The organism is Brevibacillus sp. SYP-B805 (assembly GCF_011059135.1).
Classification (GTDB): domain Bacteria; phylum Bacillota; class Bacilli; order Brevibacillales; family Brevibacillaceae; genus Brevibacillus_F.
The window spans coordinates 138530-153656 of record NZ_JAALGD010000012.1; the positions used below are offsets into that span (position 1 = coordinate 138530).

Genomic DNA, 15127 nt, shown 5'->3' on the forward strand with positions numbered 1-15127 from the left:
ATCCCTCAGATCACTTTGACAATCGACAAATGCCTTGCTTCCGCCAGATTAATGATCCTGCCGTTGGCTTCCACCATGGGCCGCGTCGGATGATTCCGGTCGGTGAAGATGATTTTGCCAAACGTCCCATCGCTCAGCTCGACGGCGGTTCCCACCGAAAATTGCGTGATTCCTCGGACAAACGTATGGACAATGGTCGGATCAAGCTTGCCGAAGCTGTCCTGAATCAACTGTTCCGCCACCAGATACGGGGAGAGCCCCTTTTTGTAGACCCGCTCGGAGCTCATCGCATGGTACACATCCGCCACCGCCGTAATCTTGCTGTACAGATGCAGCTTGTTACCCTTCAATCCAAGCGGATACCCCGAGCCATCCTCCCGCTCGTGGTGCTGCAGGGCGGCCAGCGCCACGCCTTCGTTGAGTCCGGGAGAAGCTTTGAGCAGCTGATAGCCGTACACCGTATGCTTTTTGATTTCTTCAAATTCTTCCGCGGTCAATTTTCCCGGCTTCTGCAGGATTTTCCGATCGATTCTGGTTTTGCCGACGTCAAGCAGCGTTCCTGCCAGGGCGATTTGCATCCACTCTTTTTCGGGCACTTTCAGCCATTTGGCGATGGTATAAGATAAAAGACCTACGGCAATGGCATGCTCGTGAGGATAACTGTCGATTCTGGAGAGGTTTTGCAAGGTCAGCAGGAGGTTGGGCTGTTCATGCACCTGCTGCAGCACCGGCGTAATGGCTACCCGTACTTCCATGACCGGAATATTCTGCTGTCCCCCTTGCACCGGCAGCATCAACGCCTTCAGGGAAGCAGTCGCTTTTTCAAAGAGGGCCTGAAAATCATGCTGTTTCTGGGTGCCGGCGTTCGGCTTCGGCTTCTCTGTTTCCGTTTTCTCCTCTGTCCGGGAACTGTCCATCTCTTCCACGTCGACCTCCCGTACCTGAAAGACATCCAGCAGCTCCATCTCTTTCTCGGATATCAACGTTCCTTTCGTGAAAAGCAGCCCTCCCAGCGGAGTATGCACATCCTCAGCCAGTTTTGCCCCGATTGACAGTTTTTTCACCGGAATAACGGGCATGAAAACCATCCTCTCGATTGACCTTTTCAATTTCATCATACTTTTTTCCTATATTCGTGACAATAAAAACAAAAACGCCGGCCCATCCAAAGATGAAACCGGCTCCTTTTCCATTGGCTATTCCTGTCCGTTTTCGTCGTCATCCGCTGTCATCGTGCTTTCCCCATCATTTTGTCCTTCCGCATCCTCATTCGGGGGCACTTTCTCAACGGAGACAACTTCTTCATTCTCTTCGATCCGGATCAGCTTCACGCCTTGGGTATAACGACCCATGACGGAAATCCCCTTCACTTCCAGACGAATGATAATGCCCGATGTGGTGATGATCATCAGATCTTCGTTCGGCTCCACCACTTTCAAACCGACGACCCGACCGCTGCGCTCGGTAACATTATGGGTCTTAATCCCTTTTCCGCCGCGCGATTGTACACGGTACTCCTCCACCGGCGTCCGTTTTCCGTATCCTTTGGCGGTCACGATCAAGACCTCCGCATTGGGTTTGACGATGTCCATACCGATCACGTCATCGTCTTCGTCAAGGGTGATCCCTTTCACGCCCGTTGCATTTCGGCCAATCGTCCGGACATCGCTTTCCGGGAAGCGGACGGACATGCCGTTTTTCGTGCCCATGATGATTTCCTGATGGCCATCGGTCAGGCGGACGCCGATCAGCTCGTCGTCCTCCCGCAAATTGACGGCGATCAGACCGCCTTTGCGGATATGTTCGAACGCGGAGAGCTCCGTTTTCTTGACGATCCCCTTCTTGGTGGCAAAAAACAAGTAGCAATCTTCACGGAATTCCCGTACCGGAATGACCGCGTTGACCCGCTCGCCTTTTTCCACCTGAATCAGGTTGATGATCGGCGTTCCCTTGGCGGTGCGGCCCAGGTCGGGAATTTCGTAGGTTTTGAGCGGATAGGCACGCCCTTTGTTGGTAAAGAACATGAGGGAATCGTGGGTACTGGTGATGTACAGATGTTCGACGAAATCGTCTTCCTTCGTGCCGATGCCCACGACCCCGCGGCCGCCCCGCTTCTGACTGCGGTAGGTGGAGACCGGGATCCGCTTGATGTAGCCCGAATGGGTGAGGGTGATCACCACGTCTTCTTCCGGGATCAGATCCAGATCTTCAATGTGTTCTTCATCGAAGGTGATCTCCGTCCGGCGCGGTTCGGCGTAACGCTCCTTGATCTCGTTGATCTCTTCCTTGATGATGGCGTAAATCCTGTTTTCATCGGCCAGGATCGCCCGGTATTCCGCGATCTTGGCAACCAGCTCCTGGTATTCGTTCTCGATCTTTTCCCGCTCCAACCCGGTGAGGCGCTGCAGGCGCATGTCAAGGATCGCCTGGGCCTGCTCATAGCTCAGCCCAAAGCGGTTCATCAAGCCGTCGCGGGCTTCGTCCGTCGTTTGGGAACCCCGGATCAGGCTGATGATCTCGTCGATATGGTCGAGCGCAATGCGCAACCCTTCCAGGATGTGGGCGCGGGCTTCCGCCTGCCGCAGATCGTACTCGGTTCTTCTGCGGACGATGACGCGCTGATGCTCCAGATAATAGTAGATCATCTCGCGCAGATTCAGGATGCGCGGGCGGTTGTCCACCAGGGCCAGCATGTTTACCCCAAAGGTGCTTTGCATCTGTGTATGCTTAAACAGATGATTGAGCACCACTTTCGGGACGACATCCCGACGCAATTCGATCACGATGCGCATCCCTTTGCGGTCCGATTCGTCACGCAGGTCGGTAATGCCGTCGATCTTCTTCTCCCTTACCAGCTCGGCGATTTTTTCCACCAGCTTCGCCTTGTTTACCTGGAACGGGATTTCGGTGACAATAATGCGCGGTTTCCCTTTATGCTCTTCAATCATCGTCTTGGCCCGCATGACAATGGAGCCGCGACCGGTTTCATAAGCTTTGCGGATGCCGCTGTATCCGAGGATTTCACCAGCGGTCGGGAAGTCCGGGCCCTTGATGATTTTCATCAGTTCCTGGACCGTCACATTCGGATTGTCGATCATGGCCGTGACGCCATCGATGATTTCGCCGAGGTTGTGCGGAGGAATATTGGTCGCCATCCCCACGGCGATCCCGCCCGAACCGTTTACCAGCAGATTGGGGAAACGGGACGGCAGGACGACAGGCTCTTCCTTGCGGCCATCGTAGTTGGGGACAAAATCAACCGTCTCTTTATCAATATCGCGCAAGAGCTCCAGCGCAATCTTGGACAGACGTGATTCGGTGTAACGCATCGCCGCCGCTGGGTCGCCATCCACGGAACCGAAGTTCCCCTGGCCTTCCACCAGCATATGGCGCATGTTGAAATCCTGGGCAAGGCGAACCATCGTTTCGTAAATCGCCGCGTCGCCGTGCGGATGGTAGTTGGCCATCACTTCACCGACCACGTTGGCCGATTTCCGAAACGCCTTGTCAGGAGTAAGGCCCATGTCATGCATCGCATACAAAATCCGGCGGTGCACCGGCTTGAGACCGTCGCGCACGTCCGGCAGAGCCCGGCTAACGATGACGCTCATCGCATAGCTGATGAACGAATCGCGCATCTCCTGGCTGATATCCACTTTGGGAAACTGTGGTGTTTCAGGTGCCATAAAGGACAAACCTCCAACTGGTTTTCGCAATGTTTTATTATAGCATATTTATCAACACCGCGTCCAAAAAGAGGTTCGCCCTCCTACCCTGATAAGAAAACCCCGCCGACTTAAGCGAACGCTCCACCCACTCGGCGATAGCTAACGCTTTGCCGAGTGGGGGTTCTTGCTGGTGTCGGCGTGGGCCCCCAACCTTTCTACCTTCGCTTTATTGCTTTAAAGTACTTAAACTTTCCGATATATTGAGAAAACTCGAACGAGCGCCGAGCCTTGCGCGATGGCGGAGCCGTAGTTGCCATTCGGTCAGTACGCCCGCGCATACTGTTTCGGCGGTTCCACTTCTCCCGACACGGCTCGGATGGCATGGATGGCCCAGTACGGGTCACGCAGCATGCCGCGGGCAACCGCAATCAGGTCCGCATCCCCATTTTGAATCGTCGCCTCCGCCAACTTGGGATCATCCAGAAGGCCGACGGCGATGACAGGTACATCCAGGGCCTGTTTGATCGCCCGCGCCATGGGAACTTGGTAGCCCGGATAATTCCCCGGCTTTCGTTTTCCGGCCGGACCTTCCCCGCCGCTCGAAACGTGAAACATGTCGACACCGGCTTCCTTGTACCGTTTGCAGATGTCGATGATGTGATCCAACTCATATCCGCCGTCGATATATTCCACCGCCGAAACCCTCATGATCAGCGGCATCTCTGTCGGCATCACGCTTTTGACGGCCTGCACCACTTCCTCTCCGAACTTCGCAAGATCCCGACCATACTCATCTTCCCGGTTGTTGATGGCGGGCGAATGGAACTGGTGGATCAAATACCCGTGGGCGCCATGGAGTTCAATCGTGTCCACTCCGGCCTCGACGGCCCTTCTCGCCGCCTCCCGAAACTTGACGACCATCTCTTTCACTTCTGCGGTGGTGAGAGGACGCGGTTTTTTATAGGCCGGGCTTACCGGAATGTCCGAGGGGCCGACCGGCACGGCAGCATCTTCGGCTTTGCGGCCGGCATGCGCGATCTGGATCCCGATTTTGGTACCGTATTTTTGCACTTCCGTGATAATGCGTTTGAATGCCGGAATCTGTTCATCCGACCACAAGCCCAGGTCGTAATCCGTGATCCGGCCATCCGGTTCGACATCGGTCATCTCCATGATGATCAGACCTGTTCCTCCCACAGCCCTGGAAACATAGTGAACAAAGTGCCAGTCATTTGGTTTGCCATCCTTGGCCTCCACCGAATATTGGCACATGGGCGGCATGACGATTCTGTTCTTCAAGGACAAGCTTTTCAAGACAAACGGTGAGGATAATCCTGCCATGTGGTTCCCTCCTTTATTCTCTGATAATAAATAAAACACATTAACTTTCTTTTCGGAAGCAGTATATTCCTTTTTTCCAATTGTTAGTATTTTCCCCATCATTACAAACGCTTGTTTCCGCAGTAAGATACATTACATCAATTTCATATGTGATTCTTCGATCGCTGAATCTTCCTGGGAAGAGCGGGGGAACCAATTGGACGATAGCCTTTGGTCCACGGGGTGAGTCTCGGTAATAACCGAGTAGGGCGACTCCCACGCCCGAATCCGTCAGCTAACCTCGCAAGCGTCTGGAGAGGAGAAACCACAATCGTGCTCCTGATGGCGTTTGTTTTTTCATGATGTCTTGAGAAGCCACGAGAAGAGGTGTCCCTCTTCCTCGTGGCTTTTTTCATTATCCGTTTGATACGATGGGAAACATGCATTGGAGGTAAACACCATGTTGCTGCACATCCAGAAACAAATTCGCGAATCGTTGGGGAAACAGGTTGAAGTGTGTATGAAAAATTCGGAACGCTTGGTGGGGACCATCACCTGGGTAAGCCCGGACGATACGATGGCGGAGCTGAAAATGGCGGATGGTCAAATCAAGCTTTTGACGGATGTGGTGATCAAAACGATCAAGCGTTCCTGATGTCCGCTCGCATCTCCGAAATGGCGATCAGCACAAAAAAACCCCCCGACTTCCTCAGTCGGGGGAGACATTTGGTCCCATGTTTGAACCATACGATTAGATATCCAAATCACGCACATGCTTCGAATACTGCTCGATAAACTCCCGCCGGGGCTCGACTTCATCGCCCATCAGCGTTTCGAAGACCATATCCGCTTCGATGGCATCGTCCAGGCTGACCTGCAGGAGCGTCCGCACCTCCGGATCCATCGTGGTTTCCCACAGCTGCTCCGCATTCATCTCTCCAAGACCTTTGTACCGCTGAATGGCCGGCTTCGGCACCGGTTTCAAGGTGGCCAAAATCTCGTCGCGCTGCGCGTCGCTGTACGCATAGTAAATCTGTTTGCCCTGCTTGATGCTGTAAAGCGGCGGCTGGGCGATGTAGATATAGCCCGATTCGATCAGCGGGCGCATGTAACGGTAGAAGAACGTCAGCAGCAGCGTACGGATATGGGAGCCGTCCACATCGGCGTCCGTCATGATGATGATCTTGTGATAACGCGCCTTCGTGATGTCGAAGTCTTCCCCGATCCCTGTGCCAAGTGCGGTAATGATCGCACGGATCTCGTTGTTGGCCAGGATTTTGTCCAGACGGGACTTCTCCACGTTCAGCACCTTACCGCGCAGCGGCAGGATGGCCTGGAAGTGGCGGTCGCGCCCCAGTTTGGCCGAGCCGCCCGCGGAATCACCCTCTACGATAAACAGTTCGCTCTCCGACGCATCCTTGGAAGAACAATCGGCCAGCTTGCCGGGCAGTGCACTGACTTCCAGCGCATTCTTTCGGCGGGTCAGCTCACGGGCTTTCCGCGCCGCTTCCCGGGCACGCTGGGCCATCAAGGCCTTTTCGACGATCTTCTTGGCGATGGCCGGATTCTCTTCCATGAAACTGCTGAACTTGTCGCCGAAGATCGATTCGGTTACGCTCCGCGCCTCCGAGTTCCCCAGCTTGGTTTTCGTCTGCCCTTCAAACTGCGGCTCCGGAATTTTTACCGAGATAATGGCCGTCAAGCCCTCACGCACGTCATCCCCTGTCAGGTTGGCGTCCTTTTCCTTGAGGTAGTTGAACTTGCGGCTGTAGTCATTGATCACACGCGTCAGCGCCGTCTTGAACCCCGCTTCATGGGTGCCGCCTTCATGCGTGTTGATGTTGTTGGCAAAGGAATAGATGTTGCTCGCGAAGCCGTCATTGTACTGCAGGGCCACTTCCACATGCAGGCCTTCCCGCTCGCCCTCGCAGTAAATCACCTCGTCATGCAACTTCTCCCGGTTCTTGTTGAGATACTCCACGAATGAGATAATGCCGCCCTCATAGTAGAATTCCTCCGTCCGCTCCTGCCCCGGACGCTCGTCATGCAGCGTAATCCGCAGCCCTTTGTTCAGGAAAGCCAGCTCGCGAATCCGCTTCTGCAGCACTTCATAGTCAAACTCGGTCGTTTCCGTGAAAATGGTCGGATCCGGTTTAAAGCTTACCTTCGTCCCCGTCTCGTCGGTCTCCCCGATCACGGCCAGATCCGCTTCCGGCTCCCCTACATGAAATCGCATGAAATGGATCTTGCCATGCTGTTTGACCTCTACTTCCAACCACTCGGAAAGGGCGTTTACGACCGAGCTGCCCACACCGTGCAAACCACCGGATACCTTGTAACCGCCGCCGCCGAATTTCCCACCGGCATGCAGCACGGTCAGGACGGTCTCCACCGTCGATTTGCCCGTTTTTTCGTGGATCCCGGTCGGAATCCCGCGGCCATTATCCGTTACGGTAATGGAATTGTCGGGACGGATATACACATGAATATCGTCGCAATAGCCTGCCAACGCCTCGTCAATCGCATTGTCCACAATTTCCCAGACAAGGTGATGCAAACCCCTGCTGCTGGTCGAACCGATATACATCCCCGGACGCTTGCGAACCGCCTCCAGACCTTCCAACACCTGTATCTGACTGGCATCATAGCTTTGATCTTTTGTCGTTGCTTGGTTCACTTTTTACGTCAACTCCTCATCTTCAGTCTGGCCAGCAGGAACATGCTCCAAGCTGTTCACAAACTGCGCGCGCCGCTTCAGCGTGAGCGAGGATATCGGTGAACAGTAAATGGCATCCTTGGTGATCACGTACGATTTGGTCTCCTCGGCGCTGCTGTCCACGACACGCTTCACTTTTTTCTCGTCCTCGATGAACTTCTTCGTCACCTTCGAGCTATTCACGGTCTGATGATCCAGGATGGAGATAACCTCCTTGGTGCTTACCACGGTATCTCCGCCAATGTGAATGAACATGCCCGCTCACCTTAACTTTCCAAGGAGATTTTCCCTTCCCGCACGTAATAACGCGATGCTTGCCGCAATACCTGATGTTTTAATCCTTCCACTCCGGTGGTACTTACAAACGTTTGTACCTTGTTTTGTATCGTCTCCAATAGCAGGGTCTGCCGGTGTTCATCCAATTCAGACAATACGTCGTCCAGCAGAAGAACGGGATACTCTCCCACTTCTTCCTTGATCAGCTCAATTTCGGCCAATTTGAGCGAAAGCGCGCTTGTTCGCTGCTGTCCCTGGGAACCGTACGTCTGGACATCCATGTTGTTGATCCGCAGGGAAAAATCGTCCCGGTGCGGCCCGATCAGGGTACTGCCCCGCTGCTTCTCCCGCTCAAACATCTCTTCGTAGGCCGCCAGCATCGCCTCCTGGGCCTGGGCGGCTTCCATCCCGGCGGTGACGGGGGAAGAATTTTCGTAATGAAGGGAAAGCGTTTCCTTGCCGTCGGTAATGCCGGAATGGATCTCGCGGGCCCACGCTTCCAGCTTGCCTAAAAACTCAAAGCGCTTCTTCAACAATTTTACCGCTAAATCGGCCAGTTGGGTATTCCAAATTGAGAGCATGGCCTCATCATGCGGCTGTCCCTTCTTCATGGCCATGTCTTTCAGCAGCTGATTTTTTTGCGCCAGCACCCGGTTGTAGCTGCTTAAATAATAGAGATAGGTGGGAGATACCTGCCCGATCTCCATGTCGATAAAGCGCCGCCGCTGAGCCGGCGCCCCCTTGACGATCGCCAGGTCTTCCGGCGCAAACATGACCACGTTCAACGCCCCGATATATTCGCTCAGTTTCGACTGTTCAATGCCGTTAATCTTTGCCCGTTTTCCTTTCGACGTCAACTGGATCTCCAAACGAACAGATCCGTAGCGACGCTCCACTTCGCTACGGATGGTGGCATAATCAGCATTCCAGGCGATCAGTTCCTTGTCCCTGGCCGTCCGGTGGGATTTGGCCAGAGCAAGCACGTAGATCGATTCCAGGACATTTGTCTTGCCCTGCGCATTGTTCCCGATAAACAGGTGGATCGGGCCGTCAAAGCGCAGGGAGAGTTCCTCGTAATTCCGATAATGTGTCAGCGTTAAGTCCCGCAGATTCAAGCGCTCGTGCTCCTCTCAGCCACGGGTAATCTTGTACAACCCATGCCCTTCGATCTCCACGACATCCTCGGGATACAGCTTGCGGCCGCGCCGATTCTCCCTCTCGCCGTTTACCTTGATCGGCACCTCGGCGAGAAATGCTTTGGCCATGCCGCCCGTATCGATCACATCGGCCAGTTTTAAAAATTGTCCGAGCGCAATATACTCGGTTCGAATCGGCACCGTTCTGTTCATGAAACAAACTCCTTTCCAGCCGGCAGATAAGTACCGGGCCCCGCTCCACGATAGTGTCAGCTTGCGCCGAGCATCAATACGTGCGTACAGGCAGAATCAGGTGCAGCATCCAGTCATGGTCGGTCGGACGCAGCACAAACGGGCTCATGGGCCCGGAGAAGCTGGCACGAATCTCCGTGCTGTCGATGGAACGCAGCGCATCCATCATGTATTTGGCATTGAACGAGATTTTGAGCTCTTCCCCGTCGGTTGATGTCGGCGCAACGATTTCGGTGACACGACCGATCTCCGGCGCATTGGAGGTAATCTCCACATTGCCGTCCGGCAGCGTCGCCAGCCGGACCACGTTGGTTTTGCCTTCGCGGCTTAACAGCGAAGCGCGTTCGATCGCCTGCAGGAATTCCTTGGTGTTCAGGACAATCTCCGTTTTGCTGCTTTGCGGAATGATCCTTGTCGTGTCCGGATAGGTGCCTTCCAGCAGGCGGGAGTAGAACAGGATGTTGTTCGCCCTCACCAGGATCTGGTTGGCGGCCACGACGATATCCACCAGCGTTTGATCGTCATCCAGTATTTTTACCAATTCATTGCAGCTTTTACCCGGAACGACCACGTTATGGAACGAAAGCTCGTCCAAACATTCGACCATGGCCGTCCGGCTCGCCAACCGGTGGCTGTCGGTAGCCACGAATTTCAGTTTCCCATGCTCCAGGGACCACATGAGACCGGTCAGAATCGGCCGCATTTCCGAGGTGGACACGGCAAAGCCCGTCTGGCGAATCATGGTTTTCAACAGGTCGCTTGGCATGCTGAAAACCTTCTCTTCTTCCAGATGGGGCAGCTGCGGAAACTCGCCGGGATTCATCCCGTTGATGGTAAATTCGGCCTGACCGGAGCGGATATGGGTAACCAGCCTGTCGTCCACCTGCATATGGATCTCATTGCCGGGCAGCTTCCGCACGATTTCGCTGAAGATCCGGGCAGTCAGGACGATGCTTCCCGGCTGATGGACGGTAACCCCCCATTCGCCTGCCTCTTCCAGGGGAATCTGCACTTCGATGGAAATGTCGGAATCGCTTGCCGTAAGCGTCAGCCCTTCGTCATCGGCTTTTATCTTGATCCCCGTCAAAATCGGGATGGTGGTTCGACTGGATACCGCTTTGCTGACATGAGAGACAGCGTTGGATAATTTTTCACGTTGCACCGTGACTTGCATGGGGTGAGCCCTCCCTTTGTTGGACAAAATGACCTCGGCATAGCGGCCGTCCTTGCCGCATATCTATATACTTTGGATAAATCTTTGAAAACAGCATTAGTAATAAGGGCTGTGCATTTGTGGATAACCTTGTCCGCAAACGTAAAAGAGAGCCTATACACATGTGGGTAAAGTGTGTATAGGCTTTTTATGTTGTTCACAGTTGTACACAGCTTTCGCTTAATTGGTCGTTTTCAGCTTTTCCATGAGAGATTGAATGATGGCCTGGACTTGCGGATCCGTCGCCAATGCTCTGGAGATTTTTTCATGGGCATGGATCACCGTGGTATGGTCGCGCCCCCCGAATTCATCCCCGATCTTGGGCAGCGAGGCATCCGTCAGTTCGCGGGACAGATACATTGCAATCTGACGCGGGAAGGCGACGGACTTGGTCCGTTTTTTCGCCTTGAAATCCTCCAGCTTCAGGTTGAATGCCTCCCCTACAGCCCGCTGGATGTCAACGATGGTAATCACCCGCGGTTTGGAAGAAGGAATGATATCTTTCAGCGCTTCCGCGGCCAGCTGGGTATCGATATCGCGGTTGATCAGCGAGGAATAGGCGACCACGCGGATCAACGCTCCTTCCAGCTCCCGGATGTTGCTGTCGATCTGGTTGGCGATGTAAACCATGACCTCATTGGGAATATCCAGATTCTCCGCTTTCGCTTTTTTGCGCAGAATGGCAATCCGCGTCTCCAGATCGGGCGGCTGGATATCCGTGATCAGTCCCCATTCAAAGCGGGAGCGCAGGCGATCCTCCAGGGTCGGAATCTCCTTGGGCGGCCTGTCGGAGGAGATGATGATCTGCTTGCTTGCTTCATGCAGGGCATTAAAGGTATGGAAAAACTCTTCCTGCGTCTGCTCTTTTCCTGCCAAAAACTGGATATCGTCGATCAACAGCACGTCTACGCTGCGGTATTTGTTGCGGAAATCGACCGTTTTGTTGTCGCGAATGGAGTTGATGAACTCATTGGTAAATTTCTCCGAGGAGAGGTATACCACTTTCGCGGAAGGGTTGTGCTGGATGACATAATGTCCGATCGCATGCATCAGGTGCGTTTTTCCCAGCCCTACGCCTCCATAAATGAACAGCGGGTTGTACGCTTTGGCCGGCGCTTCCGCAACCGCCAGCGAAGCGGCATGGGCGAAACGGTTTCCGGATCCGATGACAAAGGTGTCAAACGTGTACTTGGGATTGAGGATGCTGGGCGGCTGATCATCATTGATCGGAGGCAGTGCAGGCGCTTTGGCGCGCGGGACAGGCAATTCGTCGCTGTCTGCCGCATCGGGATTTTGCGGAACGACGAATTTTACCTTCATATCTGCACCGGTGATTTCATAAAGTGTATCGGTGATCAACGGCGAATAGCGGGCTTCCAGCCAATCGCGGGCGAATTCGTTCGGCGCGACGACGATCAACGCGTCTTCTTCCAGCGTCGTTGCTTTCGTCGCTTTCAGCCACGTATCGAAACTCGGCTTGCTCAGCGATTTTTCGATCTTGGCCAGCACCTTTCGCCAAAGCTCGCTGATAGCTGCATCCAAGCAAAATCCCTCCTCTCTATCAAGGTATTATCGCTGGTGGACACAACGATCGCGCGTTCAGGAAATAAACAAGCTGATTCACAAGCATTGTGGATATGTAAGGGAGAATAAACCGAATTTTGTCGATAAATCAGCCATAAAGACGAAAAAAAGAAGACGGTTATCCGCACCGCTGTGAATAAAATGATTCACATGATGCGAGATCTGTCCACAATTTTATCCACATCTTGTGGAAAAACAAAACCGGTCTTGTACGTTATTCACGGTTGAAAACAAAAACATCATAGCAGATAAAATGAGTGATATCAATGGTTTTTTAACACTTATCCACAAACACAATCACTTGTGTCCAAAAACTATTCACACCCCCATATTTTGTGTACAAATTGTCGATAACCTTGTCGGATATTGGGGGTGTGGACAATTGAATATCCACAGTCACGGGAAATAATTTGTTGGGGATATTTTGGCGGTTCCGTTCGCAGAGGGGCAACCTTGACTTTTTGCGTGGATCTTCTTATAATGCGAAAGAATGCCTTTTGAGGACGGAGGTGTAAGGGAATGAAACCATCGTTTAATCCAAATAATCGCAAGCGCAAAAAGGACCACGGGTTCCGCAAACGCATGAGCACGAAAAACGGCCGTAAAGTGTTGGCTGCCCGTCGTCGTAAAGGTAGAAAAGTGCTTTCTGCATAGGCCACATGATGCGTGGCCTTTTTTCATACATAGCGGCAGGAACCTGTTTTGACTGTTTGTTGAAAGATGTAGGAAAAAAGAGGGGGAAGAAAGGAAATACTAGGTGGATGGCATATCCTTTTTCCACTATAATTATGATGTTAGGGGTTGTTCACCTTGCATCGTTCACATCGGCTGAAGAAAAATGAGCAATTTCAAGAAGTGTTTCAAAAGGGGACCTCAGCCGCCAATAAGCAGTTTGTCGTTTACGCGGTACGGCAGGAGGGACAAGCTGTTTTTCGGGCAGGCATTTCCGTCGGCAAAAAAATTGGGAAAGCGGTTACCCGAAATCGTGTCAAACGGCTGATTCGTGAAGCGATCGCAAGCATGGAGGAGGAGATTCAAACCGGACTTGATTTGGTCATTATCGCCAGGCCCGGTTTGGAAGAGATGTCGTATGAGGAGCTGCGCGGGGCGCTGCAGCATGTGTTGAAACGGGCCAAGGTGCTAAAGCAAGCGGCTGTCCCCCGCGAAAAAAGAGGGTGAGTCGGGATGTCCGCCATACTTGTCTGGTTGATCCGGGGCTATCAGATTTTTGTGTCTCCCTTGAAACCTCCAACTTGCCGGTTTGCTCCTACCTGTTCTCATTATGCCATTGAAGCGATCCGCCGCTTTGGAGCGGTCAAAGGAGGGTGGCTTGCCCTACGGCGCATCCTGAAGTGCCATCCGTTTCATCCGGGAGGGATCGACCCTGTTCCAGAACAGCATCAACGATGAATTTATGAGTAAGGAGGATTTTCCCCTTGAATAAACGTATTCTTGCTATCCTTTGTCTATCTTTCCTGGTATTGGTCGTGTCGGGGTGCAGCAGCGCCCAGACTGCGCAGCCGATTGGGCCCGATTCGACCGGAATCTGGGACAGGTACTTCGTTTGGCCGCTGTCCTGGCTGATTAAAGAAAGCGCGGCGGTGCTTGGCGGCAGCTATGGCCTGGGTATCCTGGTTGCCACGATTATCATCCGTTTGCTGGTGCTGCCATTGATGATCAAGCAGATCAAGAGCTCCAAAGCCATGCAGGCCCTGCAGCCGGAAATGCAGAAGATTCGCGAAAAGTACAAGAATGACCCCCAGAAGGCCCAGCAGGAGACGATGGTTCTGTTCCAGAAACACAACGTGAATCCGCTTGCCGGCTGCCTGCCGATGCTGGTGCAAATGCCGATTCTGATTGCCTTCTACAACGCGATCAGCCGTACGCCGGAGATACGGGAGCATACCTTCCTCTGGCTGCAGTTGGGACAAAAAGATCCGTATTACATTTTGCCGATCATCGCAGCCATCACCACGTATCTGCAGTCCAAGATGATGGGAACGGCCACGCAGGACAACCCGCAAATGCAGATGATGCTGATCATGATGCCGCTGATGATTCTGGCGATTGGGGTTACGCTTCCTTCGGCGCTGTCGCTCTATTGGGTGTACGGGAACATCTTTACCATTGTTCAAACGTATTTTTTATACCGAGACAAAGGAAATGAGCTACGTCCTAAGGAGGGAACCGCCAAGTGAAAAGGGTGGTGGCCACGGCAAAAACGGTTGAGGAGGCAGTCGAGAAGGCCCTGAGAGAGCTGAATGTCCCTCGGGAGCGCGTCACGTTTCAGGTGCTGGAGGAACCGAGCAAGGGATTGTTCGGCCTGATCGGTGCCCGCGAAGCCAAGGTGGAAGTGGAGGTAAAGCCGGATCCGGTTGACCTGGGCGGCGCGTTTCTCGCTGACGTGCTCCGGACGATGGGTGTGGAGGCGAAGGTGGAGACGAAGCGGACGGAGGATGGCGTCCTCTTCGATATCCAGGGCGGCAATCTGGGCGTGATTATCGGACGGCGCGGGCAGACGCTTGATGCACTGCAGTATCTGGTCAACGTGGTGGCCAACCGGCATGCGGAAAAGCATGTCCGGATTACGCTCGATGCGGAGAACTACCGGCTGCGCCGCAAGGAAACGCTGGAAAACCTGGCGGATCGGATCGCCAAAAAAGCGGTTCAAACGCATAAAAACGTTCGACTGGAGCCAATGTCCGCAGCCGAGCGCAAAGTGATTCACTCTTTTCTGCAAAACAGAACGGACGTCGTTACCTACAGTGAAGGCGAGGAACCGTACCGCTATATCGTGGTTGCCCCCAAAGAGGCCTGATCAGCAGGCCTCTTTCCTTTTTGTATACGAAAACCCCCAGTTAGACTGGGGGTTCGGGAAAGCTTACAGCTATGAGTAGCCATCCTTTGAACCCGGTGATAAGATGGGAGCCGGTCTGCCAACCGCTCAAACTTATCACAGGAG

General features: G+C 53.5%; 15 protein-coding genes and 1 riboswitch. Of the genes, 6 read left to right on the forward strand and 9 right to left on the reverse strand.

Annotation, left to right across the window (positions count from 1 at the left end):
• Positions 1-5: 5 nt before the first annotated feature.
• The 3 genes from G3578_RS15380 to G3578_RS15390 form a co-directional block, all read right to left on the reverse strand.
• Entirely contained in the window at positions 6-1079 is a 1074-nt protein-coding gene (locus G3578_RS15380) for an HD-GYP domain-containing protein (protein WP_165213839.1), read from the reverse strand.
• 117 nt (positions 1080-1196) lie between these two features.
• Positions 1197-3686 carry a DNA gyrase subunit A gene (gene gyrA / locus G3578_RS15385; RefSeq protein ID WP_165213840.1) on the reverse strand — a complete coding sequence of 830 codons (2490 nt, stop codon included), beginning with the start codon at positions 3684-3686 and terminating at the stop codon, positions 1197-1199.
• Positions 3687-3989: 303 nt separating this feature from the next.
• Positions 3990-5009 carry an NADH:flavin oxidoreductase/NADH oxidase gene (locus G3578_RS15390; protein WP_165213841.1) on the reverse strand — a complete coding sequence of 340 codons (1020 nt, stop codon included), beginning with the start codon at positions 5007-5009 and terminating at the stop codon, positions 3990-3992.
• 152 nt (positions 5010-5161) lie between these two features.
• Positions 5162-5312, forward strand: a riboswitch (cyclic di-AMP (ydaO/yuaA leader).
• 136 nt (positions 5313-5448) lie between these two features.
• Here G3578_RS15390 and G3578_RS15395 point away from each other — a divergent pair.
• The gene (locus G3578_RS15395; protein WP_165213842.1) at positions 5449-5643 is read left to right on the forward strand and encodes a hypothetical protein; all 195 of its coding nucleotides are present in this window, start codon (positions 5449-5451) and stop codon (positions 5641-5643) included.
• A gap of 96 nt (positions 5644-5739) precedes the next feature.
• Here the strand turns inward: G3578_RS15395 and gyrB are convergent, their stop codons facing one another.
• The 6 genes from gyrB to dnaA all read right to left on the reverse strand — a co-directional run bounded on the left by gyrB (position 5740) and on the right by dnaA (position 12123).
• Positions 5740-7665, reverse strand: a complete 1926-nt coding sequence (gene gyrB, locus G3578_RS15400) for a DNA topoisomerase (ATP-hydrolyzing) subunit B (RefSeq protein WP_165213843.1) — start codon at positions 7663-7665, stop codon at positions 5740-5742.
• 3 nt (positions 7666-7668) lie between these two features.
• Positions 7669-7959 carry an extracellular matrix regulator RemB gene (gene remB, locus G3578_RS15405; protein WP_165213844.1) on the reverse strand — a complete coding sequence of 97 codons (291 nt, stop codon included), beginning with the start codon at positions 7957-7959 and terminating at the stop codon, positions 7669-7671.
• A gap of 11 nt (positions 7960-7970) precedes the next feature.
• Positions 7971-9095 carry a DNA replication/repair protein RecF gene (recF, locus tag G3578_RS15410; RefSeq protein WP_165213845.1) on the reverse strand — a complete coding sequence of 375 codons (1125 nt, stop codon included), beginning with the start codon at positions 9093-9095 and terminating at the stop codon, positions 7971-7973.
• A gap of 15 nt (positions 9096-9110) precedes the next feature.
• Positions 9111-9329: a S4 domain-containing protein YaaA gene (yaaA, locus tag G3578_RS15415; protein ID WP_165213846.1), complete on the reverse strand. Its 219-nt coding sequence runs from the start codon at positions 9327-9329 to the stop codon at positions 9111-9113.
• 73 nt (positions 9330-9402) lie between these two features.
• Complete coding sequence (gene dnaN / locus G3578_RS15420; RefSeq protein WP_165213847.1) at positions 9403-10542, reverse strand: DNA polymerase III subunit beta; 1140 nt, start codon at positions 10540-10542, stop codon at positions 9403-9405.
• A 219-nt stretch (positions 10543-10761) separates the two neighbouring features.
• Entirely contained in the window at positions 10762-12123 is a 1362-nt protein-coding gene (dnaA, locus tag G3578_RS15425) for a chromosomal replication initiator protein DnaA (protein ID WP_165213848.1), read from the reverse strand.
• 561 nt (positions 12124-12684) lie between these two features.
• Between dnaA and rpmH the strand changes: the two genes are divergently transcribed.
• The 5 genes from rpmH to jag all read left to right on the forward strand — a co-directional run bounded on the left by rpmH (position 12685) and on the right by jag (position 14983).
• Entirely contained in the window at positions 12685-12819 is a 135-nt protein-coding gene (gene rpmH, locus G3578_RS15430; protein WP_003388866.1) for a 50S ribosomal protein L34, read from the forward strand.
• A gap of 156 nt (positions 12820-12975) precedes the next feature.
• Positions 12976-13344 (forward strand): ribonuclease P protein component, encoded by a 369-nt coding sequence (rnpA, locus tag G3578_RS15435; RefSeq protein ID WP_165213849.1) that lies wholly within the window; start codon positions 12976-12978, stop codon positions 13342-13344.
• A gap of 6 nt (positions 13345-13350) precedes the next feature.
• The gene (gene yidD / locus G3578_RS15440; protein ID WP_165213850.1) at positions 13351-13575 is read left to right on the forward strand and encodes a membrane protein insertion efficiency factor YidD; all 225 of its coding nucleotides are present in this window, start codon (positions 13351-13353) and stop codon (positions 13573-13575) included.
• Positions 13576-13601: 26 nt separating this feature from the next.
• Positions 13602-14363 (forward strand): membrane protein insertase YidC, encoded by a 762-nt coding sequence (gene yidC, locus G3578_RS15445; RefSeq protein ID WP_165213851.1) that lies wholly within the window; start codon positions 13602-13604, stop codon positions 14361-14363.
• Complete coding sequence (gene jag, locus G3578_RS15450; RefSeq protein ID WP_165213852.1) at positions 14360-14983, forward strand: RNA-binding cell elongation regulator Jag/EloR; 624 nt, start codon at positions 14360-14362, stop codon at positions 14981-14983. Before yidC ends, jag begins: the two co-directional genes overlap by 4 nt.
• Positions 14984-15127: the final 144 nt, after the last annotated feature.

Bases quoted from the DNA above. Each gene is read 5' to 3' on its own strand.
- G3578_RS15380 (WP_165213839.1), bottom strand. From the start codon at position 1,079: ATGCCCGTTATTCCGGTGAAAAAACTGTCAATCGGGGCAAAACTGGCT.
- gyrA (WP_165213840.1), bottom strand. From the start codon at position 3,686: ATGGCACCTGAAACACCACAGTTTCCCAAAGTGGATATCAGCCAGGAG.
- G3578_RS15390 (WP_165213841.1), bottom strand. From the start codon at position 5,009: ATGGCAGGATTATCCTCACCGTTTGTCTTGAAAAGCTTGTCCTTGAAG.
- G3578_RS15395 (WP_165213842.1), top strand. From the start codon at position 5,449: ATGTTGCTGCACATCCAGAAACAAATTCGCGAATCGTTGGGGAAACAG.
- remB (WP_165213844.1), bottom strand. From the start codon at position 7,959: ATGTTCATTCACATTGGCGGAGATACCGTGGTAAGCACCAAGGAGGTT.
- yaaA (WP_165213846.1), bottom strand. From the start codon at position 9,329: ATGAACAGAACGGTGCCGATTCGAACCGAGTATATTGCGCTCGGACAA.
- dnaN (WP_165213847.1), bottom strand. From the start codon at position 10,542: ATGCAAGTCACGGTGCAACGTGAAAAATTATCCAACGCTGTCTCTCAT.
- rpmH (WP_003388866.1), top strand. From the start codon at position 12,685: ATGAAACCATCGTTTAATCCAAATAATCGCAAGCGCAAAAAGGACCAC.
- yidD (WP_165213850.1), top strand. From the start codon at position 13,351: ATGTCCGCCATACTTGTCTGGTTGATCCGGGGCTATCAGATTTTTGTG.